We start from the raw sequence: 24791 nt of genomic DNA, 5'->3' as shown, positions 1-24791 counted from the left end.
GGCCTTTATTGTGGATCCTGGCTACTAATAACCGCAACTTTTGGTTTACGAAATGCCCAGAGCTTATTGAGAATGAAATTTACTGGCATAGCGACCACGATAGAAATAATATTTGCCCAGTACGAGGGAGTTCGCAAACCAGTTGAATTATCAAAAATACGAGGGGAAAGAGCTAGCGGGGACTCGGGATTCATCAGGAGCGTTGCTACGACCAAGCTCACTAAGAAGGCCCCGATCCCAGTCATGAGGAAGGCAAAAAAGCCTTTGAGCCATGATGGACGATAACGAGAACGAAAAGTCCACCAACGATTCAGCTGATAATTCCACAGGTTAGCGACTAAGAAAGCAATCGTCATAAAAACGTGGTACCAACGAATATGGAATTGGGAGCCAAATAAGTTAAGAAATGGGTCTTCGGCAAAAATCCCTACCAGAGAACCAAAGCTTTTCTTCGCTACCACAAACGTCGCGATATTTACTAGAGTTCCGGAACCGCCAACAATGCCAAACTTGATAAACTGCTGCAGATTATCGCGGGCCCGGGCCCGAGTGACCGCGGCTGATGCAGACACGTACTTTGCCTCTTCCTCATCCTTTGGCGTATAAGCAACCCTATGATTGTAGCCGTTGAACGGCTTCAGCTATGGCATTGTCCGTGCCGGTTAAAGCAATCCGGACATGCTGCTTACCGCGTGGGCCATAAAAAGCCCCGGGTGCTACTAAGATACCGCGTTGTGCTAACCAGTTAACGGTGTCCCAGCAGTCTTCGTGACGTGTTGACCACAAGTACAATCCGGCGTCGGAGTCATCCACGCGGAAACCAGCCTTGATCAACGCCGGAAGAAGCTGTGCCCGTCGCTCGGCGTATCGCAATTTCTGGAGCTGTTCTTGAGCATCATCTTCTGCGGCTGCACGAGTGGCATGTTGCACCGGGGTGGGCATCATGAGGCCGGCGTGTTTACGAACCTCCAGTAGCTCGCTAATTAGGTCATGATCACCAGCTAAGAAACCGGAACGGTAACCAGCCAGATTTGACGTCTTAGAAAAAGAGTGGATCGCGAGCAGATTGCGATGATCTCCCTCACAGACTCGAGGGTCCAATATAGAAATTGGCGGGTGTTCTTCATCATTCCAGCCAAGACCCAGGTAACACTCATCTGACACAATAATGACGTCACGCTCCCGGGCAAACTCCACCACTTTCCGGAGATGGTCAATGCCCAACACTTTTCCGGTCGGGTTACTGGGCGAGTTGATAAACACCAAACTCGGGGTTTCAGGGCCCAGATTGAATAACGCATCAGTGCGACGCACCTGGCAGCCTGCTAGTAGTGCTCCTACCTCATAGGTTGGGTAGGCCAATTCTGGAATAACGACGGTATCGCCTGCCCCCAGCCCCAACAAGGTGGGTAGCCAAGCGATAGCTTCTTTAGTTCCAATCACCGGTAGGATTGCCGATTCCGCAACACCACTTATCCCGTAGCGCCGAGCTAAGGACTCGGCTAGCGCCTCACGCAATTCCAGCGTGCCAGAGGTTGCTGGATAACCAGGTTCTGCCGCTGCTTCACTTAAGGCTAACTGCAACCCAGGGGCAACCTCATCAACAGGAGTACCGATGGACAAGTTAATTATTCCGTCTGGGTGTTGCTCGGCTGTACGTCGAGCCTCTGTCAGAGTGTCCCAAGGAAAATCGGGAAGGGAGTGGAGAAGCGGCTGTCGAGGCATAAATTAGTCCTGATTCTGTGGGGGTAGTCCGTCCACGAAAGGCGGATCAAAGTCTTGCGGCCCGAGGCGTGCTGCGCCACCGGGTGAACCCAAAGTATCAAAAAACGCGACGTTTGCGTCGTAATAATCTACCCATTCGTCGGGAACATCATCTTCGTAGAAAATTGCTTCCACTGGACAAGCGGGTTCACACGCGCCACAGTCCACACACTCATCGGGGTGAATGTAGAGGGAACGCTTCCCTTCGTAGATACAATCGACCGGACATTCCTCCACGCAGGAGCGGTCCATCACATCAACACAGGGCTGAGCAATAATGTAGGTCATTCCAGATCTCTCAGAACTCCAGTAAGTACCAAATGTCTAGTTGAGGGTGGGAGAGCTAGGCCGCAGTATGGGCCACACTCCCCCGGCTATTCCTGCTAGAAGTAACAACACACTTCGCAGGGTCGAGCCAAGAAGCTGACTACCCGTGAAAGTGGGGAAAATGGTGAGCAAAGCGTACCCCAAAACCCACACCATCAACGGAGTTGCAACCACTATCATGTTACGACTCCATAATCGAGAGGTTCTAGTTAGCACACCGTTAAATAGTGCAGCCAGCACAATCGTGATGGGAAAAATCAGGTGAATTCCACCGGGTAAGGGCAAAATTGCGTAGAGATAGGCTACTTCAAGGGTCAACGAAATCAATGCTGCGGCTGATAGCCACAGCAGGGCAACAATAACTTCGCCGCGAGAAAACCGAGGTGATGGCTGGGGATCAGTTGTCTTCATTAGTCCACTCCAGGCCTTCCCATGGCAAGCTAAGGTCGTCGAGTATTGTGATTCCCTGAGCCACGTGAAAAAATTCTCGTTTCGCAAGAGGTTGAGCAATAAGGTTGGACAATGCCCATACCGCCGCACAGGAACTGGAATCATCAACCACCGCAAAAGCCCGGTGTGGATTGGTGCGTGAGCTATCTCCATCGGCAATCCAGATTTGGGTGGCATGGGCTTTCATGGCACGAATTTTAGCCCCAAAGTCCTCGTCACTCAGCGGCACACAACACTGCATACCACTATTGCTCGGCAACTCTGCTGGTTCTCCGCGCCGCCATCCTTCTGGGACGACCCGAATGGACTCTAAACCAGCAAGCTGAGTCTCGGTATCAACATAGGTGTACAGCACCCGATCAGGTTTCCACTGAGTTTCCTCGGCCACGTCCGCCAAAGCCCGAACACTAAGCTGATGGGCTTGGATGTGGTCGGGATGACCGTATCCTCCCTCTGGCCCATAGGTGAAAAATAGGTGAGGCTGGAGACGAGTGATGAGTTTCTTTAACTCAGCCAAGGCGGAGGAGCTGGAATGGATAAAAGCTCGGGGGTGGTTATTAGCGGGGTCTCCCTCCATTCCAGAATCCCGGTAGCGTCCCGCACCGCCGAGAAATTCCCCATGAACTCCCAGCTCAGCTAAAGCCTGGTTGAGCTCGCTTATCCGATAACCTCCGAGCTGATCGGCGTGCTCTGCAATGAGGTTGTTCCAGATGTCCCCAATGACTTCCCCTTGTTCTCCAAGAGTGCAAGTCACCACGGTAACGTCTGCCCCAGCGCGAGCCATGCGAGACAGAGTTCCGCCCATAGTGATGGATTCATCATCGGGGTGAGCGTGGACTGCCATGACCCTCAACCCGCGTAGATTTTCAGCCGACATAGCTCCCTAATTCCTCACTATTTAACTTCCTGAGACGTCCGAGATTCTGAAACACTTCGCCACGTCGCCGCACTCGATAATCCAGCCGGCCACTGACTCAAATCCGAACTGGGGCCTACCATACCCTGCCCTAAAGCTCGCACTCGGCGCTCTCGATACAGCGGCATACTCAGATGCTCTTTTTCTTCTAAACTTAACGCCCATTCTGCGGCTTCTTCTCGCGTAGTAGGTTGCGCTAAAAGAGCGTCTAATTCCTTTTGCACATCTCGATCACAAAAACCAGATAGGTTACTGATTCTTGGGTTAGCGCTAGAGCGATTCTGCTCTTGGGTAGCGGTGGGACTTAGTTGTTCGGGGCACTGATATCGGGATGCAATGGCAATAGCATCCCCGTTTACTTCCCGCCAACTTAAAATCGCATCAACTTTGCCTTGGGGTAAAAGATTCTGGGCAAAGTCACTTATTGTTGTCGTCTTAGTTTGGGCTTCAATTCCCTTGTTATTAAGAGTATCGACGACTGCCCTCGCTGCCGCCAGTGCGGCGGTATCAGCTGGGTCCGCACCAATAATCACCGGACTATCGAGAGATTGCTGTTTCAACGCTTTTTCAGCTGCGGCGCGCTCTTCAGAGGTAACACCAGTGGTCACACTCGCTGCTTCCCTACCTTGTGGAAGTGAAAGCTCCGTGGTCCTCCCTGCGGAAATCTCCGCCACTAAGTTAGGGTCAAGCAAAGAAGCAAGAGTAGCTCGGTTAACCCCTAGTTGGGCTTTGGGGGCTCGTACATTAAACACCAAACGCAACTGACGCGGAGTTTCCACCACTGCGTTTTGAACCCCTGGCACTAAACCTATGACGTCTTTGAGCGTTTCTGTAGGGGTGAGATCAAGATAAGAAATCTGTCCGGTGCGTAACTGCTCTACTCCACTGGCTTGGTCTCTAATTTCGATGAGCCGGAGCCATTCAACTTGCGCTGGAGTTTGCCCCCAAAAGCGATCATTACGATGCAGGATAATTCTGCCACGCTGTTGATCTACGCTATCTACCAGGAAACGCCCTGCTGAAGCTGGAATTTTAGTTTTCAAGGCATCATGAAACCCGCTTGGGTTTCCGAGCAGATGACTGGGAAGTAAATACTGAAAAAGCCGCGGAGTGTCGACCAATCCGGAGTTGAAGTCAACGTCTACTTTTCGGCCATTATCAGAAACCCTAATATCACGAATGGCCCGATACCCGGCCGCATCAATCGAACCAGGTGTGGTGGTCACTGCCAACCATAAATAGCGAAAATCCGCCCCAGTAATGGGGGTACCATCTGACCATTGCGCTTCCGGACGAATAGAGTATCGCAAGGTTTTTAACACTCCATCCGGAGGCGTTTGCTCAGTCACTGACGCCAAAAGATCAGAGTTCACCTGGCCATTGACATAGGCGCTCGGCAACACCAAATCAGCAACTGATTCCACTAACGCTGATTCATCAGCCACGAGATGCGGGTTTAATCCATTCCGAAGTGGATCAACCCCAACATTAATTTCAGTCCGAGCCGACTCTCCCGATGAGGCATCTTGTTGTGCAGGTTGTTCCTGGGCTGGCGCGTCATCCCCAGCCTGGGGGTCAACGACTGGCGGCGGCCCTGGGTTAGCCACACAACCGCCTAGTACCAGAGCAGCGCTGAGTATCACCCCCGTAATATGGCGTGTACCCAGGAAGGTCCCTACTTTACTCATCGAACTGCTCCCCTAGTGGAGATTATTTATTTCGCGCTTTGGCACGGGCACGAGCCCGACCACGCTCGGTGGAAGATAGAATCACTTTCCTTACTCGCAGAATATCTGGCGTGACCTCTACGCACTCATCTTGGCCGCAAAACTCCATCGCTTCATCAAGGGAAAGCGTGCGAGCTTTAGCAAGCGTGACCGTAGCTTCCGACGTTGCTGAGCGCATATTGGTGAGCTTCTTTTCCCTGGTGATATTGATATCAATATCTTCATCACGGTTATTTGCACCCACAACCATGCCTTCATAGGCTTCTGTACCGGGTTCCACGAAGAACGACCCCCGGTCAGCCAGTTGTTGCAAAGCATAGGCAGTAATCTGACCGGGCCGGTCAGCGACGAGCGAACCGGTAGCCCGATCCTTTATCTCTCCAGCCCAGGGTTGTAAACCTTCGGAATAATGGTTCGCTATACCCGTACCGCGCGTCTCAGTCATGAAGGTGGTGCGGAAACCGATCAACCCACGTGCAGGAACAGAATATTCCATCCGCACCCAGTTATCTCCGGTATTATCCATGCTCAGCATTTGACCTTTCCGAGAAGCCATCAACTGAGTAACTGCGCCTTGATACTCGGCGGGAATATCAATGACGAGATGTTCAAAAGGCTCGTGGACTTTTCCGTCGATCTCATGGGTAACTACCTGCGGCTTTCCAACGGTCAGTTCAAAACCTTCACGTCGCATCGTTTCCACCAACACCGATAGCGCCATTTCACCACGGCCTTGAACTTCCCAAGCATCTGGCCGCTCAGTAGGAAGTACTCGCAAAGAGACGTTACCAATGAGTTCTTGATCTAGCCGTGCCTTCACCATCCGAGCGGTGAGTTTGTCTCCACCTCCTCGACCGGCCAGAGGTGAGGTATTAACTCCAATGGTCATAGAAATGGCCGGCTCATCAACTGTGATCCGAGGCAAAGCCACCGGGTTTTCTGGATCCGCTAAAGTATCGCCGATCATAATGTCGTCAATTCCAGACACCGCTGCGATATCTCCGGCTATGATTTCCTGAGCCGGCACCCGAGTAACCCCGACGGTCGAGAGCAACTCTGCAATTTTTGCTATCTTGACGTGCTCTTTACCTTCGTCATCATAATGAATCCAAGCCACTTGCTGGCCTTTGCGCAACACTCCGGAGTGTACCCGCACCAAACCAATCCGGCCTAGGAAAGACGAAGAGTCCAAGTTAGTAACATGAGCTTGGAGTGGAGCGTCAATGGTGGCAGTTGGTTCTGGCAGCGTTTCATATAAGACGTCAAAGAGTTCCTGAAGATCAGCGGCTTCTGGAGCACTGCCGTTGCCCGGGTTCGTGGTACTTGCTCGCCCTTCACGACCGGAAGCATAAAGCACTGGCAGATCCAATAGTTGCTCCGCAGCAGCGGCTGCGTCTGCATCATCAAGGGCCGAAGCTAATTCCAGAAGTAAATCTTGGGATTCTTCCACCACCTCATCAATCCGCGCATCAGGACGGTCTGTTTTATTCACGCAGATAATGACCGGCATTTTTGCTTCGAGGGCTTTCCCCAGCACGAAACGCGTCTGAGGTAGTGGGCCTTCCGAGGCATCCACCAGCAACACAACCCCATCGACCATGGACAAAGCTCGTTCCACCTCGCCACCAAAATCCGCGTGACCAGGGGTATCAATAACGTTAATCACCAAGTCATTGCCATCTTTTCCGGCACCACGCCGCCGAATAGCGGTGTTCTTCGCCAAGATGGTAATGCCTTTTTCTTTCTCCAAGTCTCCGGAATCCATGATCCGATCAGCGACTTCTTCATGTTCGCTAAACACACCAGATTGCTCCAGCATGGCATTTACAAGTGTGGTTTTGCCATGGTCCACATGGGCAACAATGGCAACATTACGAAACTCGGGGTGAGTACTCACGAGATGGAAACTCCTCGATTGTTTAGCGATATAGCGTTACTAGAGTACTCCCCAGCACCCACTTTATGCACCTTGATCCCAGGTATCGTGATGCACTCAAGCCAGGTACACTAATCCTCATATATCCTCCTATACCCTGAACCACATCCCGATAAAGGAGTCCCCTGTGCCTGGATCCGCTCGCCGTCTCGCCACCGCCCTAGGAATAGGCATGGTGTGTTTCGGGGCTGTCTGTGGAACTGGCTCTGCTCAAGCTGAGGAAAATTCCCTCACCTCCCCTGAGCATATCACCATGTCCGACAGTCAACAGGTGGTTCTTCCAGTAGATCACCTCGGACGCCCCACCCCTGATGTCTTGAATCATATTTCTCAGGCGGCGAATACTCCCGGTCTTCCGGATCAGCTTCGTAGCGCCATGCTCGCAGCAGTGGCGTTTTATTCTGGCAACATGGGTGGGGGTCCAGAAATTCCGGCGGGAGGTCCGGTAATCCATCAATTTGGTTGGCCGTCGGTAGCTGGGCATTGCATTAACGGCCAGGCCGATTCCCTAGGAACAGCGTTGGCAGTGGTTGGACCTAGCGATATTCCTGCCCCTGGAGCAGGGCCTCATGACACCGCCTTTCTCTTTACTGCCTTAGGCACTTCTGCTGCTTTGGCAAACCAGGCGGATTCGATGAAGGTTCATTGGATTAATCTCAATACCTTGCACTATGGCACTACTCCCCTGGCAAATCACGGAATTAACCCGAATGGACCAGCAACTGTTTCGGGGGTAGCACCTACTGGCCGCGGCTATCTCCTGGCAGTCCTCGACGGCTCGGTTCTCACTCAGGATGCCGAGTGTCACTATTCACCCACTGCCGCAATTATTGATGGTCGCTGATAATGGTTGACGTACATCCCATTAAAAAAGAAAAATTCCGGATTGAGGACAAAATCAATATCGACCCTAAAGGCTTTCAGCGTCAGGTTGATATTTACCAACGGACGGATTTTGGGCTCTATATGGCCCGCGGTGCTGACCATCCCCAATTTGGATACTTAGAAAGCTGGCTGTTACCGAAAATTTCTCTAAGGGCTAATATTTTCCATTTCCGACCAGAAACAAAAGGCACCGAGGAACAAGTATTTTATTTTGATATAGCCAAAATAGAATTCGACGAAAGTACCTGGAGAACTAAAGATCTCTATGTCGATATCGTCACCTATCGTAATAAGCCACTGGATGTTCTTGACATTGATGAATTAGCTGCGGCGACAGCCGCAGGGTTAATCAGTCCAGAAGACAGCGAATTAGCGACCGAAGCCACGCTCACCGCAGTGGAAGGGATATGCCGCGCCGGCGATGACCCCATGCGTTGGTTAGCTAGTCTTGGGATGCCCTTGCAGTGGGCTCAGGACGTCGAACTTACTCCCGCCCCGTAACTTGGTGCTGGCATAATAGCCATCTATTTCCCTGAAGAATCCACACCGAGGTGCGGATCTCTCGATCTGTCTGGGTACGAATAAGTTGCGTCCGTGGCCCTGGGGAGACGACCTCTATTCCGATCACCTGAGGATTGTCCGGCGCAGGTCCAATAAGTTGGTAATCCGGGTGAGTAATGGCGGTTGCCCCTGAAGAAAGTCCCGTTCCCGGCGTTCGGCTTTCTCTTCAGGGGATTGTTCCGGAAGATCAAAGAGCGTAGGTTCCGTGGCGGTCGCTGAAACGTTGGATACGGTGTTGGGACGATGAGTATTGGGCCCGAAACCAGGTCCGCGATCTGGTTCCTGATTCCGAGAATACGCGGTAGCCGCAGCACGAGCCTTTTGGTCAACGATCTCATTGAGCTCATGACCCGCATGGCCTTTGACCCAACGGAATTCCACTTTTCCGGAACGATTATGTAAGGCTGAGTCAATGGCTTGAAGTAATTCCACATTCAAAACCGGTTTTCCGTCTTTTTTTCGCCAACCTTTACGCTTCCACCCCGGCATCCACTTCGTCACCGAATTAATCACATATTGGCTATCGCAATAAATCAGAAGATCTTCTTCAACATCAGCAGTGGACTCCAGCAAATGTGCCACTGATTGTAATTCTCCCTGATTATTAGTTCCCTGGGGCCAGCCTCCTGCCGCCCAGGTATCAGCGTCGATATACCACGCCCAACCGGCTGGCCCCGGATTACCAAGTGCTGAGCCATCTGCCGCCGCAATAATAGTCATGGCGACTATGGTGCCACAGTTCTATCCCCACGCAGTTGCCTCCCCTATCCTCAAAACGATCTCCACTGCCACAGAACACATAGGTGTTCAGGAAAAAGTGATGCCCTAATACCTTGCAGCTAGATGACCGGAAGAATTCCCTTGGCGTACATTGCTGGGTAAAGTATTACAAGGTTGTTAGATATTTTCTGTGAATATACCGGCCCTATGTAGTTAACCACAGCAGCAGGAAAGGATCCCAGCTATGCCCGGAGGAATTGCAGCGCTATTAGATGACGTGGCTGCCCTGGCCCGGACTGCGGCGTCCAGCGTGGACGATATTTCCGCTGCAGCGGGGAAAACCAGTTTAAAGGCTGTTGGGGTAGTTGTTGATGACACTGCGGTGACTCCACAATATGTTTCCGGCATTTCACCAGCACGTGAGCTGCCGATGATTTGGCGGATTACCAAAGGATCATTGCGTAATAAATTGCTCATTATCCTTCCTGTAGCGTTGATTCTCAGCTGGATTGCACCCTGGGCGCTGACCCCCATTTTGATGCTGGGCGGGAGTTATCTGTGCTTTGAAGGTGCTGAAAAAATTATTCACTGGGTTCAGCACCGTGGAGAAGAACATATTCCGGCCAGTTCCCAAGGTGTCGAATCTGAAGATCAATTAGTAGCTTCGGCTATCCGGACAGATTAATTCTCTCCGCTGAAATCATGGTGATTTCGCTGAATGACATCACGGACCAACCTCTGCTCTACCGGGCCCTTATTTTGGTTGTTATTGCCATCATTATGACTGCCCTCGTGTATGGCGTAGTCAGCATTTTAGTGAAAATGGATGACTATGGACTCCGGCTCATTCGGACCTATAAAGGTGGTCTCCAAAAAGTTGGCCGCGCTCTAGTGCAAGCCATGCCTTCGGTATTAAAAGTGTTGAATATCATTGGCACGCTAGCGATGTTGTGGGTGGGCGGCCATATTATGATTACGGATTAGCTGAATTTGGTTGGCATTTTCCTCATAACCTTGCTCTCCAGGCCCATCATGGTGCCGGTGGCGGGTTTTTCGGATGGTGCGGAGAAACTGCTATTAGTCTTATTGTCGGCGCCCTGTGGGGAGCTATCATTACCGCAGCCGTATCACTTGTCAAGAAGATGCGCCCCGCAAAGGCCACCACCACCAACGATTAAGCTCAAAATATGACTGAAGAGATTTCTCATTATCATTCTGCGCTCAAGGTTCCCGGTGGCAAATTAGTGGTCGCCGATGTGACCGCCACTTCCTCTCACCTGCAGTCAGTGCAAATCTCTGGGGATTTCTTTCTCGAACCTGAGGAAGCATTCGAAGCCCTAGGACCTGCCTTAGAAGCAGCCTCTGTTCAGGAGGATACAACTTCCCTCATCAAAAGGCTCGACGCCGCCTTGTCCACCGTCAGCGCGGAAACGAAAGTCAACGTTGAACTTCATGGACTTAGTACCCGAGATATCGCCCAGGTGGTACGTCGAGCTCTTAATAATGCCACGGATTTTAGTGATCACTCCTGGGAGATTATCCATTCTCCTGTGCTCCCTACCCCGATGAACGTCGCCCTTGATGAACTTATCCTCAATCAAGTAGCAGCTGGGCAACGCGGCCCTACGCTTAGATTGTGGGAATGGAATGATCGTGCCGCTGTTATTGGCTCTTATCAGTCCTATGTCAATGAACTAGATCCTGATGGTGTACGCGAAAACAATGTCACTGTGGTGCGTCGCATCTCTGGCGGCGGAGCAATGTTTATGGAGGGAGGAAATTGCATTACCTACTCCCTCTATGCGCCGGATAGCTTGGTCGCTGGATTAAGTTATGAAGACTCCTATGAGTATTTGGATCGATGGGTCTTAGCAGCTTTAGCTAAACATGGTGTGCATGCTTGGTATATGCCGATTAATGACATCACTTCCTCGGCTGGGAAGATTGGAGGTGCTGCCCAGAAGAGGCGGGGAAGGCGGTGTTGCACCATGTCACGATGTCTTATGACATTGATGCGGAGATGATGACGAAAGTGCTGCGAATTGCCAAGGTGAAGATTGCTGATAAAGGGATCCGTAGCGCCTCAAAGCGCGTGGATCCGCTGCGTAGCCAAACCGGGGCAACAAGATCCGACATTATTTCAACGTTGATTGATACCTTCAAAGAAAGATACAGTGCTCGCAGTGTTGAGCTGTCCGAATCCGACCTTCAAGAAGCCCAGCATTTAGTGGATACTAAATTTGGGACTGAAGAATGGACTCACCGTTTACCTTAAACTTTCCCTCCTGAATACTACTTGAGGTCACCATGCCTATCAGCCCTTATCCCATCCCAGCTAAAGCTCGTCAACGCTCCATGAGTGAGGAATTGAGCAATACCCATCAGGCGGTTTTATTTGCTCATCTTCACCGCACTATTGTTCCGGCCGGTGGCCTCATGGTGCCGGTAGTGTTATTGGCTGATTTTCGGACCGGCGGATTAAAGGTGAAGTGGGATTACGGCATTATCGGTTCACTTTCGGCGGAATTTCGCCACCAGTTCCCCTCTATTGACGCTATTTTAGCTTCCGGGAAAAACCCTCAAACTCAGGCTAAATTGGAATTTCATGAGGGGAAAGTTCGAGCCTATGTTTTTGTTGCGGACAATTCCCTCCTTATTCCGGCCAATAACCCTCCAGATCAACCATGGACATTAGTCACAGAAGGTTCGGCACACCCCTATCCCATCCATTTCCAACCCCGACGTACTGGCCCCGTATTCAGATCGCCAAATATTGTGCCCAGCCCACAGTGGAGACGATCCACACTCATTATCCTTGTGGTGTGAGGGCGAGTATCTAGGCAAAATTGAGGGACTTGCCCCGGAACTACATGAACTGGTTACTCATTATGAAACTCTAGGGTTAGTAAGTGTGATCCGCTGCTATGTTTCTGAGGATGGAACCGCAGCAACAGCGGAACTACTAGCGCCTGAGGAGATATCAGAAGCAGTCCTAGAGCCCCCGGTATCTCCGATTCCTACCACCGATCTTCCTTATCCTCAAAGTTCCGCAACCGGGACGGAAAGCAACGCCGCAGAGCACGGTGGTGCGTCTTCCCCGGACAGCGAGGGTAATTGGAGCTTAAGGTTACCCTCAAGCAGATTCTTTGCCCCCACTCCGGAACAGATCCGGGAGCATAAAGAAAAAATCAGGGTGAAATCCCCTAGCCTTCCAGAGTCTTCCGCCCCATCCGAAGCCACCACGATGTTTCAGGCACAGCCCAAGCAACAGCCTGTCGTAGGCGTCGGTTCTTATCAGCAGCGGGACAACCATCCCGAGCCACAACCTGATTCATCAGCTTCGGGTTCTTCTCGATCCTGGTGGTGGCTCTTAGCTATTTTGGTGCTCATTCTCCTCGCTTCAACTCTGTTTATTCTTTCTCGTTTCTAACTCTTGGAATTTTTTAACGCCTGCTTCCAGGCGTTTTCCACCTCCGGCGAAAAAGCCACCAGAATAACCTTTTGGATCTTTTCCTGCACGTCTGGCGGTGAATGAAGCACAGCCTGAACCGCTATGTCAGTGGCGTCTTCTACAGGCCAGCCATAGACCCCAGCGGAAATAGCTGGAAAAGCAATAGTTCGCGCCCCAACTCGACCGGCTTCTTAAGACTTTCCCGATAACAACTAGCCAGGATCGCGCTTCGATCTTCTCCCCGGGAAAAAATTGGTCCGGCGGTATGAATAACCCACGTCGCGGGAAGATCACCCGCAGTTGTGGTTACTGCCAAGCCGCGAGGCAACCCCTCCGGATAGCGGTGCTCTCGAATACGCTGACATTCTTCCAGGATTTTCGGACCTCCAGCGCGGTGGATAGCCCCATCAACTCCACCACCCCCCAATAACCCCGGGTTAGCTGCATTAACAATGGCATCAACGCTAATAGAAGTGATATCTCCTAGCTGAACTTCCACCTTCATATCTTCATATTCTAAAAGGCCGACGCCCGCCAGCTCACTAATACACTATTCGGTGCTGATTATCAATCCTTCTGGTGAGCTTTTGTGAATCAAGGTATTCCAATAGGGGAACGGCTATCCGCCTGGTAGTATCCAAAATTCTGCGCGCCTGAGAAAGCGTGAACTTCTCACCATAATCTCGCAATTTACGCACGGCAAGGTCAGGAGCAGTAGGCAGAAGGATGACAGATTTATCCTCACCGAGTCTGATAATCCTTCCTGCTCTTTCTGCAGCCGCGAGATGCTTCGGAGTCAGGCGGAGTTCGGCTAGTTCCTTGGCATCGGGCGCTAAAAAGGGATCCTGAGTTAACCATTGTTCCAAAGTGAGGATACTTTCTTCAGCGTCTCCTAGATCTACTTGTTGACCCGGCTCTCTCATCACACCGTCGTGGTATTCCAACCCGGCCGCTGCTGCAGCTACTAAAACCTGTGAATCTTCCGGAGCGCTTAAGGCATGTCTGGCGGCAGCCAAAGTAATTCCCGGACTAAGAGGAGGAAGTGTTTTTATCATCTCCTTGAGGGTCTGTGCCCATTCCTCAATCTTTTGTTCACTAAGCACATACCCGCCTGAGGAAACGACACCCCTCGGCAACGGATCTGGAATATGAATACCCATTTTCTTCAGGTCTTCACATGCCATGATTCCCTGTACGGATAGGTAGTTTTCTATCCGCGGTTGCTGCGGCAGGCTTTCTAAGAACCGAGCACGGGCTTTAGCTTCTCCGCGACGATGCAGCTCCGGTGGGGCAATGTCTAAGACCGACACCCCAGCCCAGACCGCATGGTTACCAGGTAGCCGCAGGATGATTCGGTCTCCTATGCTCCAGGGAAACACCTGGGGGAAAGTTAGTCGCGCATAGTGGTTATTCAAAGGCCGCACCCAGGTTTCAACGCTACGTGTTCCACAATGAGCAATAATTGTCCCCGGGGTGTCCTCAAAATCTGTTCCCACCGCCAGCTTGCATGGTTCCCATCGCACATCAATCTGAGAGCTTAAATGCCATTGCCCTGGACTCAACAGCACATCACCCCGGTGAATTTCTGTGGAGGTTACGCCGCGAAGATTAATAGCTGCGCGAGTCTCCGGGACGATGGTCTGCTGAGCCTTATTCTCTGAATGCAGACCACGAATACTGAGTTGCTGCTGCCGTCCCTCACTGTCTATCCAGCTAAGTTCTTGACCTAGGCTTAAACTCCCAGCTGTTAACGTCCCGGTCACGACGGTTCCAGCGCCGGTGATGCTAAAGGACCTATCCACCCAAAATCGAACACGGTCAATGGATTTTCGATCTCGCGTAAACTCTTCGGCTTGGTCAATCACTAAATCCAACACTCTACGCAGTTGATCCAACCCCTCCCCGGCCTGGGCAGACACTGGAACCACGGGGAAGTGCTCAAGCGAGGTTCCCGCTAGCCGGCGTCGAACCTCAAGAACCACCTCTTTCTGGCGAGGCTGACTGGCCCGATCACATCGCGTCAAGGCGATGACCCCATGTTGAATTCCTAATGCTTCTAAGGCAGCGCAATGATCTGTGGTCTGCTCCTGCCAGCCTTCATCTGCGGCGATGACTAAGCACACCACGGAGATGGGCCCCACCCCCGCCAGCATATTGCTCAAAAAACGTTCATGACCAGGAACATCAACAAAAGCGAGGTCTCTTCCTGAGGGGAGACGAGTCCACCCAAACCCAAGGTCAATAGTCAAACCGCGTTGCTTTTCCTCACCCCAACGATCTGGCTCCATTCCGGTAAGGGCTTTAACTAAAGTGGATTTCCCATGATCGACGTGTCCGGCGGTCGCAATAACAGTCATTCCCTACACCTCTGCGATCGTGCGGATAGCAGCGATAATGTCATGATCTTGGTTTTCTGGCACACAACGCAGGTCCACTAAACAACGCCCATCATGGATTCGGGTCATGATCACTGGTCGGTGTAGTCGCAAAGCCCGCCCAAAGTGTTCTGGCAGTTCCAATGCCCAACCTGATAGAGGCACACCTGGAGCTCCCCCACCCCCTACTCGACCATCATGAGCAACTACTTGACAGTGATGAAACGGGCTGAGGGCTTCATAAACGGCCAGGCATCTCTTCTTCAATTCATCTGGGTCCGCATGAATAGCTGCTCTGACGGGAACATTATCTTCACAATCATTGACCGTAGCCGCCAACGCTGCCAGCGTAAGTTTATTCACGCGCACAGCTCGAGCTAAAGGATGACGAGAACACTGGCGAATAAGCGATTTTCTCCCCAAGATGATTCCGGCCTGTGGGCCTCCCAGCAATTTGTCACCGCTGGCGATCACCAGATCCGCCCCTTGCCGTAACGCCCCAGCGCAATCCGGTTCATCCGCTAAAACTGAGTCCGCGGTCAACAGCCCTGACCCCACGTCCATGATCACTGGAACGTGATACTGCTGAGCAACCTGATGCAATTCTTTGATTGACACCTCAGAATGAAAACCCACAACCCGATAATTTGAGGGATGAACTTTCAAAATAGCCTTAATGCGGTTACCTGGCCTGTCGAGTTCTCGAACATAATCATGAAGATGAGTCCGATTTGTGGCTCCAACCTCAGTGAGGTTAACCCCTGTTGATTCAATTAGTTCTGGTAGACGAAAACCAGCGCCGATTTCGATCAGTTCTCCGCGGCTAATAAGAATTTCCGCTCCCGGTCCGGCCAAGGCTGCGGTAGTAAGCAACAGTGCACTCGCACCATTGTTGACCACTAAGGCGTCTTCTGCGGGTGGGCACGCTGCACACAACGCTGCGGTTGCTGCCCTACCGCGATGTTGAGACCTTTGGCCAGATTCTAGATCCATTTCCACGTCCACATACCCACTGGCTTGACGCACCGCTTCTTGAGCGCGAGGGCTTAATGGAGCTCTTCCCAAATTCGTGTGTACCACCACCCCGGTGGCGTTGATAACAGGAACTAAACCGCCGGGGAAATCAACCTGCTCACGGAGCTTTTTCATCACCGCGTCATAAACGTCGTCAACAGCAATTTTTCCCTCTCGTGCCTGGTGCTGGACCTGGTGGATACAGTCTCGGATCGCACTTAACCGCACCCGATCGTGAAACTTTTTAATCTCCGGATGCTGCAACATTTTGTCGGTTCCTGGGATGCTGCGCCGCGGATCTGTTCCTTCAGCCATCTCAACCTCAATAACCTGGGATATATGGCGGAGACGGACGGGAATCGAACCCGCCAGACCGAGCTACTCGACCTCGCCGGTTTTGAAGACCGGGATGCCCACCAGGACACAAACGCCTCCATCGGCACACTTTAGCAACTCGTCTTGTGCCGTGAAGGATTATCCTCATGTTTATGTCGACAACTTTTACCTACCCAGATAACTTACCTAGATTGACAACCTTAGCCAGCGGCGGTGGTTGCGCTTGTAAAATTCCCCCGGGAGAACTAGAAGACGCGGTTCAAGGTTTAGTCGGAATTGATGCTCCCTCAGTACTCGTTGGTCTTGATGACGGCGATGATGCCGCCGCCATCCAAATCCGCGGGGATCTCGCCGTTATTTCTACCGCTGATTTCTTCACTCCCGTGGTGGATTCCCCCTACGAATGGGGACGCATCGCCGCCACCAATGCACTCTCAGATGTTTATGCCATGGGGGGCACGCCCGTTACAGCTATTAATTTAGTCACCTGGCCTCGAGAGGTTTTGCCCTTAGATGTTCTTCGCGAAGTCTTGCGCGGCGGCTTGGACGCATGTTCTGCAGCTGGGGCACCCGTTACTGGAGGACATTCCATCACCGGCCCGGAACCTGTTTATGGTATGGCTGCAACCGGCATCGTAGATCCCCAGCATCTCATGCGTAATGATGCTGCCACCGCTGGTCTTCCCTTGAGCTTGACTAAGCCCATAGGAGTGGGACTGTTAAATAATCGACATAAGGCCACCGGAGAGTTTTTCCCCGCGGCAATTGACACCATGACCACGCTCAACAAGGAAGCCTCAGAAAAAGCTGTGGCGGCTGGTGTCAAAGCTGCCACCGACGTCACCGGCTTCGGGCTTCTTGGTCACTTATATAAAATGTGCCGGGCTTCCGGAGTACGGGCTCGTATTCATCGCGCCGATGTTCCTGTTCTCACCGAAGCATTAACCGCATTAGCTGATGGCTTTATCCCTGGTGGTAGCCGCCGCAATTTGGACTGGGTACGGCCACATATTTCTACAGGTTCTGGCATTGGCGACGATGATCTTCTGCTCCTTGCGGATGCCCAAACCTCAGGAGGGTTGTTGCTAGCCGGAGAAATCGAGGGATATGCACCTATCGGTGAATTCCTGCCGGCTGATCATGACGCCCCAACTATTGAGGTGGTTTAGCGCTGCACCAAGGAGAGTTCCTCCTAGCCAGCGGTACTGATCCCGTCGTGTATGGCACCTTCAGCTTGGCGTCGAGCTAATCGGCGCTTTTGAGGTTCAATAACGTACTTCGGGTTATGTACCGAGTGCAAACCTGTTTCCAAAATCCCAAATCGGGTTAAGGCAGAACCCAGCATCAAGGAGATGCCGGAGGCCATGGCTATTTTCCGGTGCTTCCCGGCCCCAAATAAGGCGCCGAGCAGACCAGCGGCCACAAACTTCTCGCTGAGGTTTAGGAGTATTCCACCTTTACCCTCGCCTAAAGCTTCTCTAATAGTGGGGTCAACCTGATGCTCCATCTGCTTTGTGGCATAGAGGTCGGACAGTGCCCCAAGGCAGGCTAAGATCCGTGCTGGCTGAGCTTCCTCAGGCGGTGTAATGACCAAAGCCAAGCCACCGGAGGCAAGCGAGGCAGAGGAGACAAACACAAAAGGCAGTGTGTTTTTCAGCTCATTCCACACCGGATTAGAGGTGTCAGCTAGTAGAACCGAGGTGTACACGGCCAGAGGAGCACCCAAAGCCGCAGAAGCTAACCCTGCACCCGGGGCAAGACGCTGGTGAACTAGCTTCCGTAACCACCGCGGAACGCGTAGCTTTTCGCCACTGATCGTGTCTAGCTCTGCTACGGCAGCTAGAGCAGATGTAGCACCGAACCCTCCCAAAATCCATGAACCCATATTCATTGGGGAGGAAAGTTTAAACACCCGGAACATGTTGAGTAGACGTTCCGGTCTTCCTAAGTCAGCAATCAACGCCAAAGAGCCAGCACCCGCTGCCCCGAACGCCGCAAGCCGAGAGTTACGTCGTAAAACTTTTCTGCCGCTTAACTGCGCACCTGCGGCAAGAAGCGCCGAACCTCCGGCTACTCCGCCCAGGAAAAGATAAATTCCAATGGGGGATTCCCACGGCGGAGCTTTCACCACCGGAGTGCCATAGTAAGACTCAAACTCTACTTTTGGCACCATCTTTTCTTCTCTGCCACCGTCCCCTGAGCGCCGCGCAGCACGACGTTCCGCCCGGCTTAATTGTGGGCCACTAGGCGGCCGGTAGGAGTCAAAAGGATTGGTCACTTTGTTCCTCCTAGCAAGAACGAGACGGCCACTGCCCCGATCATCCCCGCTGCCGCAAGAGTAGCTTTCTTCGCCATCCCTGGAAGATCTTCAGTAGGCACCTGCGGATCTGGCGGGAGCCCATAAACCTCAGGTTCGTCCAACAGCAGGAAAATAGATCCCGTTCCACCAACACCATCGGCATCATTCGCACCATAGAGACGTGCCTCAGTCATCCCCTGGGCATGAAGTTCAGCCACCCGAGCCCGAGCCTTCGCGAGCATTTCTTCTCGTGTCCCAAATTGGATAGATTCTGTGGGACAGGTCTTCGAGCACGCCGGTTGTTCGCCCGCTTTCAACCGGTCATAGCACATTGTGCATTTTCGTGCGACGCCAATATCGGGGATCGGAGCTTTCTGACCAGGGGTATAGTCTTCTCCCTTGGGTTGGCGCCGCGGAAGAAGGCGTCGAATATCAAAAGGCTGTCGGGTGTCTTCTAGTGGCGCATCCCAATCTTGGCCTTCTCGGAATCCGTGGTCTTCCCGAAGTTTTACCACCCCATCGGAGCGCCGTTCGATGACTCCAAAAGGACAACCGGCTACGCAGGTTCCGCACCCATTACAGACATCCGTCTGCACCACGACTGTCCCGAACTCCGTCCTAAATAATGCACCGGTAGGACACACATCTAAACACCCTGCATTAGTGCAGTGTTTACAGACGTCAGAGGCCATGAGCCAGCGGAAGTCTGGAGTATCCGGCGGAGTAGTATCTCCCCCTACTGGGTGTTGGGCTGATCTAGTTTGCCCCGGCATCTGAGGAACCCCAAGGTCAATGAGTTGACGACCGCTTTCTCGCGCTTCAGTGATCCGCTCTTGAGTTTGTTCGACAAAGGCCACGTGCCGCCAGGTGTTTGCCGACAAAGTACCGGTGTTGTCATAGGACATACCAGTTAGCTGATAGCCGTCTTCGGGATTACGGTTCCATTCTTTGCAGGCGACCTCGCAAGCTTTACACCCGATGCATACTGAGGTATCGGTGAAAAACGCCTTGCGTTGACGTGGGTCATAGCCAGGATCGTGTTCGGACTCTTTTAAGCGCAACACCACAGTTACTCCTCTTTCTTGGTCGGATCCTGGGGGCGTTGACCGGCTGGACCGCCTTCAACGTGATGAGATTCGGTGGACGGGGTTGCTTGGCTACCGCGCGGAGTTACGCTTTGAGCATTATGCCTGCCTACCACAGAAGCTGATTCTGCTTCCGCTTTTTCGGACGCCGTCACGCGAACATTTCCGGTGTCGGGTGTGAGCCCAGCACGACGTTGATATTCCTTCACCAATGCTGTTCGTTCTGCTCCTCGTGGACGACGTCCAGCAACGACCGCGCAGGCACTGACCTTGGAGGCCTGAATATTGACGTTGGGGTCCAATGTGATTCCCAAGAGGTCATTGGGGCTATCTCCGCGGACTTCTCCCACGGCATCGGACTGTCCATAGTGGTATGGCAAGCCTATCTGGTGGAAATCCTTCCCGTTGACGGTGAGCATTTCAATCCGGTCGGTGATAAGAACTCTTGCCTCAATGGCAGAGCGTGGAGAAATAATCGTTGCCCAGCCGCCGTGTTCTAAACCAAGCTGATCTGCCAGTTCTGGAGAAACCTCGCAGAATAACTCAGGTTGAAGTTCAGCCAGATAAGGCAGAGTCCGGGTCATAGCACCTGAGGTGTACATCTCTGTCAATCGGTAAGTATTGAATAGATAGGGGTACACTTCGGACCCCGGTTCACCGGCATTCGGAGCAGAAAGATTATCAACACTCTTGAAAATCAACCGAGTTGGTGATTGCTGCTGGTGGTACAGCAAATTCGGGACCGGGGATTCATGCGGCTCATAGTGTGTCGGCAATGGGCCATCAACCATTCCGGTCGGAGCAAAGAGCCAACCTTTCCCATCTGGTTGCATGATGAAAGCATCATTGCCGGAGAGCGCTGCAGGGCCAACAGCTCCAGGATCAGGTTGATGACCAGGCGCTAAGGTGGGCGGGAAGTCGGGGACGTCATCGCCCACCCACCGGCCGGCGTCCTCGTCCCACCAAATATACTTCTTCCGCTCTGACCACGGCTTTCCATCTGGATCAGCCGACGCCCGGTTATAGAGGAGGCGACGGTTAGCCGGCCAGACCCAGCCCCAATCCATAGCTAATTCATTTTGCTCCTGGCCTGGGGTTTTCTTAGCAGCGTGATTGACCCCACCAGCGTAGACACCGGCATAAATCCAGCATCCGCCAGAAGTGGAACCATCTGCTTTCATCTCGCCGAAATTGCTGAGCAGCTCTCCGGCTTTTTCACCACTTAGGTGGTAGCCATTGATCTCCTTGAGTACAGCGTCAGCATCGGGATCACCGTGCTCATCCACCGGGTAATCCCAGGTCAAATACTTCAAAGGTAGATCACGAGGATCATCAGAATCTTGAATCTTCTCCTTGATTCGTCGTCCAAGCTCATAGAAGAACTGCAATTCGCTAGTGGCATCGCCAGGTGGATGAAGAGCTTGGAACCGCCACTGCACCATGCGTTGAGTTTGAGTAAAGGTACCGCACTTTTCCACATGCGTTGCCGCTGGCATGAGGAATACCTCGGTTTGGATGTCCTCGGTCTTGAGCTCCCCGGTTTTCACCTCTGGCGAGTCTTTCCAGAATGTTGCGGTTTCCATTTCTTGGAAGTCGCGAACCACCATCCACTTCAGGTGAGAAAGGCCAAGCCTTTGCAGCCGACCATGTGATTGGGCAACAGCAGGGTTTTGTCCAAACACCAGATATCCATCTACTTCATCACGCATCATCGCTTGAAGGGTGTGGTAGGTGGAATGAGCACCGCTGAGTCTCGGCATAAAGTCCAGACCCCAGTTGTTCTCGGCTGTCGCGTTCTCACCCCAATAAGCCTTCATCAAGCTCACTGCGTAGGCGTCGCGACGTTGCCAGAAACCCTTTTGGTCAGCGCTGGAGATCTTATCTAGATATTCCTCCCAATTTTGCTCGGTGACAGCAGGCATGGGGAGATATCCCGGAAGCAGATGGAATAGCGTCGGGATGTCGGTGGAACCTTGAATGGAGGCATGTCCGCGAAGCGCCATGATGCCTGAACCGGGACGCCCAACATTGCCCAGTAGCAGCTGCAGAATTGCGCAGGTGCGGATGAACTGGGCCCCAAGGGTATGTTGGGTCCATCCCAGCGCATAAGCAAAACAGGTAGTGCGTTCTCGGTTGGAATTAGCGCAAATACTTTCCGCAAGGTAGTGGAAATCTTCCGAAGATATACCACAGACGGTTTCCACCATTTCCGTGGTATAGCGCTGATAATGACGCCGGAGAATTTGGAACACGCTTCGTGGATGCTGAAGGGTGTCATCGCATTCTACATGCCACGAGGGTGCGCCTTCCTCGGCATTATGGCTGCGCTCGTAGCCCCAACTTTCATTGTCGTATTTCCCTGTTTCGGGGTCATAGCCAGAAAACAGCCCATCGAGGTCTTCGGTGTCCTCGAAATGATCGTTAATGATCATGGCTGCATTGGTGTAATTGACTACATAGTCATGGAACCACTTGTCATTTTCAATGACGTAGCGGATCAAAGCACCAAGCAGAACAACATCAGTTCCACCACGAATGGAAATGTGACGATGCGCCACCGCCGATGTTCGCGTAAATCGGGGATCTACGTGGATAATCCGGGCACCGCGCTTCTTCGCTTCCATAACCCATTGGAAACCAACCGGGTGACACTCGGCCATATTTGACCCTTGGATAACAATGCAATCAGCGTTCGCCATATCCTGCAGCGGCTGAGTTGCGCCACCGCGGCCGAAGGAGGACCCCAAACTGGGGACCGTGGCAGAGTGTCATATTCGCGCCTGGTTTTCGATCTGAATTGCACCGGCTGCCGTGAAAAGCTTTTTAATGAGATAATTTTCTTCATTATCCAAAGTAGCGCCGCCTAAACCGGCGATACCCATGGTGCGATTCAGACGTCGCCCTTGATCATCCGTATCTTGCCATCCACGCCGACGCGCAGCCAAGAAACGGTCAGTGATCATGTCCATGGCGGTGTCATGATCGAGTTCAGTCCATTCCGTTGCCCCCGGAGCCCGATATTTAATGGTGGTGATCCGGGAAGAGGAGTTCACCAATTGCTCACTAGCGGACCCTTTAGGACATAGCCGCCCACGGGAGATCGGGGAATCAGGATCTCCCTCAATTCCAATGACCTTCTCATCTTTGACGTAGACACGTTGTCCACAACCAACCGCACAGTAGGGGCAGACACTTTTCACTACGCGATCAGCCTCACTAATACGAGCGGAGATTTCCTCAGTTCGCACAGATCGTGTATTGGTATCACGCCCAAAAGCATCGCCAGTGCGCAGCTGGCGCAGCACTGGCCAATTAAGCGGGCTAAGGCGACTCATAGGCAAAATCATAGCAATGAATGCTCGCGGAGTTTTCCTTTTCACGGCTAGAAAAGAAATGATGTTCTAGCCACAAGGTGAAAAGTCAGCGAGTGGACCGTGGCATGCCTTCGGCAAAACCAGCCGCAGATTGGATTCCCACTATTGCTCGAACCCGGAACTCCTCGATATTTGAGGCACCAGCATAGGTGAAGGATGACCGTACGCCAGAGACGATGCTGTCAATTAAATCTTCCACTCCCCCACGTTCTGGTTCTAGATATATGCGTGCGCTAGAGATTCCCTCTTCAAACATCTCACGGCGAGCCTTTTCAAAAGCTTCGGTCGATGCGTTGCGGTTTTCTACTGCACGGTGGGAAGCCATCCCGAAGGATTCCTTATACTGCCGACCATCTGCATCCCACATAACATCTCCGGGGGACTCATAGGTTCCAGCGAACCAGGACCCCACCATGACGTTTGATGCGCCGGCAGCTAAGGCTAAGGCAACATCACGCGGGTGCCGAATTCCTCCGTCTGCCCACACATGTGCTCCTAATTCCTGGGCCTTTTCTGCGCACTCCACAACTGCGGAGAATTGGGGACGACCCACTCCGGTTTGCATTCGAGTCGTGCACATTGCCCCAGGGCCCACCCCTACTTTGATGATATCGGCACCAGCGTTGACGAGGTCTTCGACCGCGCGTTCGGTCACCACGTTGCCAGCTACTACCGGGACACCGGGATCTAGAGCCCGAACCCGCTCTACAGCTTTCAGCATGGTTTCTTGGTGCCCGTGGGCGGTATCTACCACCAGAGTGTCCGCACCAGCCTCGAGCAGAGTGCGGGCTCGCCTTTCTACATTCCCGTTAATCCCAATAGCTGCTCCCACTCGGAGGTGGTGGTGGGTGTCCACCGCCGGTTCATACAAACTAGCTCTTAACGCACCTTTCCGGGTAAGGATCCCAGCCAAGCGTCCGTCGGACTTTACTACTGGAGCAAGTTTTCGAGAATTCTTGTTAAGGATCCCAAATGCTTCACGAGGGTCGATCCCCTCGGGCAACGTCAATAATTCCGTGGACATAAGGCGCCCGACCTGGGCGAAATTATCCACATCGTGAAGATCTTTTTCGGTGATAATCCCCACCGGGCGATCAGAGTCAGGGTCGATGACTATGGCTGCACCATGAGCGCGTTTAGGGAGGAGATGTTTGACATATCCCACTGTGTGATGAGGTTTAACCTTGATGGGGGTGTCAAAAAATAGGTGAGATGATTTAACTTGGTGAATTGTGTCGGCAGCAATATCTGCCGGAACATCTTGGGGCAAAATAGCCATTCCGCCGCGCCGGGCCACAGTTTCAGCCATGCGGCGACCAGCGACGGCGGTCATATTGGCCACGATGAGCGGGATCGTGGTACCCGTACCATCCCCAGTATGAAGGTCGACGTTCATTCGGGAGCCTATCGCAGAACGCGAAGGCACCATGAAGACATCCTCGTAGGTGAGGTCATAACTGGGACGCAGGCCATTGAGAAATTCCATGGCCTCTAGGGTAGTGCTCTATGGGGTGGCGGGCAGAATTCCAGGAGCGTAAGCAAACCAGTCGAGCACGCTGGAGAGATTGTCG

Annotated in this window: 18 protein-coding genes, 1 tRNA gene and 4 pseudogenes; 7 read left to right on the top strand and 16 right to left on the bottom strand. The window is 52.5% G+C overall.

What is annotated here, in order from left to right; all coding sequences use genetic code 11:
• Positions 1–5: 5 nt before the first annotated feature.
• From GP475_RS04530 to typA, 7 genes are read right to left on the bottom strand one after another with little or no spacing between them, the layout of a single operon-like run.
• Positions 6–572, bottom strand: coding sequence for a GtrA family protein (locus GP475_RS04530; RefSeq protein ID WP_187975447.1), 567 nt, complete (start codon positions 570–572; stop codon positions 6–8).
• Positions 573–612: 40 nt separating this feature from the next.
• On the bottom strand, positions 613–1725 hold the full coding sequence (dapC, locus tag GP475_RS04525; RefSeq protein ID WP_187975446.1) for a succinyldiaminopimelate transaminase: 1113 nt from the start codon (positions 1723–1725) through the stop codon (positions 613–615).
• Positions 1726–1728: 3 nt separating this feature from the next.
• Positions 1729–2052: a ferredoxin gene (fdxA, locus tag GP475_RS04520; protein ID WP_187975445.1), complete on the bottom strand. Its 324-nt coding sequence runs from the start codon at positions 2050–2052 to the stop codon at positions 1729–1731.
• Positions 2053–2088: 36 nt separating this feature from the next.
• Complete coding sequence (locus tag GP475_RS04515; protein WP_187975444.1) at positions 2089–2502, bottom strand: hypothetical protein; 414 nt, start codon at positions 2500–2502, stop codon at positions 2089–2091.
• Positions 2489–3418 (bottom strand): N-acetyl-1-D-myo-inositol-2-amino-2-deoxy-alpha-D-glucopyranoside deacetylase, encoded by a 930-nt coding sequence (gene mshB / locus GP475_RS04510; RefSeq protein WP_187975443.1) that lies wholly within the window; start codon positions 3416–3418, stop codon positions 2489–2491. The genes GP475_RS04515 and mshB overlap by 14 nt, the downstream gene beginning before the upstream one ends.
• 17 nt (positions 3419–3435) lie before the next feature.
• Complete coding sequence (locus GP475_RS04505) at positions 3436–5145, bottom strand: ABC transporter family substrate-binding protein (protein ID WP_187975442.1); 1710 nt, start codon at positions 5143–5145, stop codon at positions 3436–3438.
• Between the two features lie 22 nt (positions 5146–5167).
• On the bottom strand, positions 5168–7081 hold the full coding sequence (gene typA / locus GP475_RS04500) for a translational GTPase TypA (protein WP_187975441.1): 1914 nt from the start codon (positions 7079–7081) through the stop codon (positions 5168–5170).
• Between the two features lie 166 nt (positions 7082–7247).
• Between typA and GP475_RS04495 the strand changes: the two genes are divergently transcribed.
• Positions 7248–7964 carry an Rv1157c family protein gene (locus GP475_RS04495; RefSeq protein WP_187975440.1) on the top strand — a complete coding sequence of 239 codons (717 nt, stop codon included), beginning with the start codon at positions 7248–7250 and terminating at the stop codon, positions 7962–7964.
• Between the two features lie 2 nt (positions 7965–7966).
• Positions 7967–8506, top strand: coding sequence for a DUF402 domain-containing protein (locus GP475_RS04490; protein ID WP_187975439.1), 540 nt, complete (start codon positions 7967–7969; stop codon positions 8504–8506).
• A 123-nt stretch (positions 8507–8629) separates the two neighbouring features.
• On the opposite strand, the gene GP475_RS04485 is transcribed toward GP475_RS04490, so the two are convergent.
• Positions 8630–9286: a ribonuclease H family protein gene (locus GP475_RS04485; protein WP_187975438.1), complete on the bottom strand. Its 657-nt coding sequence runs from the start codon at positions 9284–9286 to the stop codon at positions 8630–8632.
• Between the two features lie 244 nt (positions 9287–9530).
• Between GP475_RS04485 and GP475_RS04480 the strand changes: the two are divergent.
• From GP475_RS04480 to GP475_RS04465, 4 genes and pseudogenes are all read left to right on the top strand, one after another.
• Positions 9531–10464, top strand: a pseudogene (locus GP475_RS04480) (DUF808 domain-containing protein).
• 9 nt (positions 10465–10473) lie between these two features.
• A pseudogene (locus tag GP475_RS04475) lies at positions 10474–11561 on the top strand (lipoyl protein ligase domain-containing protein).
• Positions 11562–11593: 32 nt separating this feature from the next.
• Positions 11594–12112: a hypothetical protein gene (locus GP475_RS04470; RefSeq protein ID WP_187975437.1), complete on the top strand. Its 519-nt coding sequence runs from the start codon at positions 11594–11596 to the stop codon at positions 12110–12112.
• Positions 12102–12716: a hypothetical protein gene (locus GP475_RS04465; RefSeq protein ID WP_187975436.1), complete on the top strand. Its 615-nt coding sequence runs from the start codon at positions 12102–12104 to the stop codon at positions 12714–12716. The genes GP475_RS04470 and GP475_RS04465 overlap by 11 nt, the downstream gene beginning before the upstream one ends.
• Here GP475_RS04465 and GP475_RS04460 read toward each other — a convergent pair.
• The 4 genes and pseudogenes from GP475_RS04460 to GP475_RS04445 form a co-directional block, all read right to left on the bottom strand.
• A pseudogene (locus GP475_RS04460) lies at positions 12713–13242 on the bottom strand (O-acetyl-ADP-ribose deacetylase). The gene GP475_RS04465 and the pseudogene GP475_RS04460 sit on opposite strands and share 4 nt — an antisense overlap.
• Before the next feature lie 37 nt (positions 13243–13279).
• Complete coding sequence (gene selB, locus GP475_RS04455) at positions 13280–15094, bottom strand: selenocysteine-specific translation elongation factor (RefSeq protein WP_187975435.1); 1815 nt, start codon at positions 15092–15094, stop codon at positions 13280–13282.
• 3 nt (positions 15095–15097) lie between these two features.
• Entirely contained in the window at positions 15098–16441 is a 1344-nt protein-coding gene (gene selA, locus GP475_RS04450; protein ID WP_187975434.1) for an L-seryl-tRNA(Sec) selenium transferase, read from the bottom strand.
• A gap of 25 nt (positions 16442–16466) precedes the next feature.
• Positions 16467–16561: transfer RNA gene (locus GP475_RS04445), tRNA-Sec, on the bottom strand.
• A 53-nt stretch (positions 16562–16614) separates the two neighbouring features.
• Between GP475_RS04445 and selD the strand changes: the two genes are divergently transcribed.
• On the top strand, positions 16615–17631 hold the full coding sequence (gene selD / locus GP475_RS04440; RefSeq protein WP_187975433.1) for a selenide, water dikinase SelD: 1017 nt from the start codon (positions 16615–16617) through the stop codon (positions 17629–17631).
• A 23-nt stretch (positions 17632–17654) separates the two neighbouring features.
• Here the strand turns inward: selD and nrfD are convergent, their stop codons facing one another.
• The 4 genes and pseudogenes from nrfD to GP475_RS04415 all read right to left on the bottom strand — a co-directional run bounded on the left by nrfD (position 17655) and on the right by GP475_RS04415 (position 24706).
• Positions 17655–18740 (bottom strand): NrfD/PsrC family molybdoenzyme membrane anchor subunit, encoded by a 1086-nt coding sequence (gene nrfD / locus GP475_RS04435; protein WP_187975432.1) that lies wholly within the window; start codon positions 18738–18740, stop codon positions 17655–17657.
• On the bottom strand, positions 18737–19828 hold the full coding sequence (locus GP475_RS04430) for a 4Fe-4S dicluster domain-containing protein (RefSeq protein WP_223144680.1): 1092 nt from the start codon (positions 19826–19828) through the stop codon (positions 18737–18739). The genes nrfD and GP475_RS04430 overlap by 4 nt, the downstream gene beginning before the upstream one ends.
• A gap of 167 nt (positions 19829–19995) precedes the next feature.
• Positions 19996–23181, bottom strand: a pseudogene (fdnG, locus tag GP475_RS04425) (formate dehydrogenase-N subunit alpha); the annotation flags it as partial.
• A gap of 85 nt (positions 23182–23266) precedes the next feature.
• The gene (locus GP475_RS04415) at positions 23267–24706 is read right to left on the bottom strand and encodes a GuaB1 family IMP dehydrogenase-related protein (protein WP_187975429.1); all 1440 of its coding nucleotides are present in this window, start codon (positions 24704–24706) and stop codon (positions 23267–23269) included.
• Positions 24707–24791: the final 85 nt, after the last annotated feature.

It is taken from the genome of Corynebacterium poyangense, assembly GCF_014522205.1.
Taxonomy (GTDB): domain Bacteria; phylum Actinomycetota; class Actinomycetes; order Mycobacteriales; family Mycobacteriaceae; genus Corynebacterium; species Corynebacterium poyangense.
This window is presented reverse-complemented; position numbering and strand designations above follow the sequence as displayed.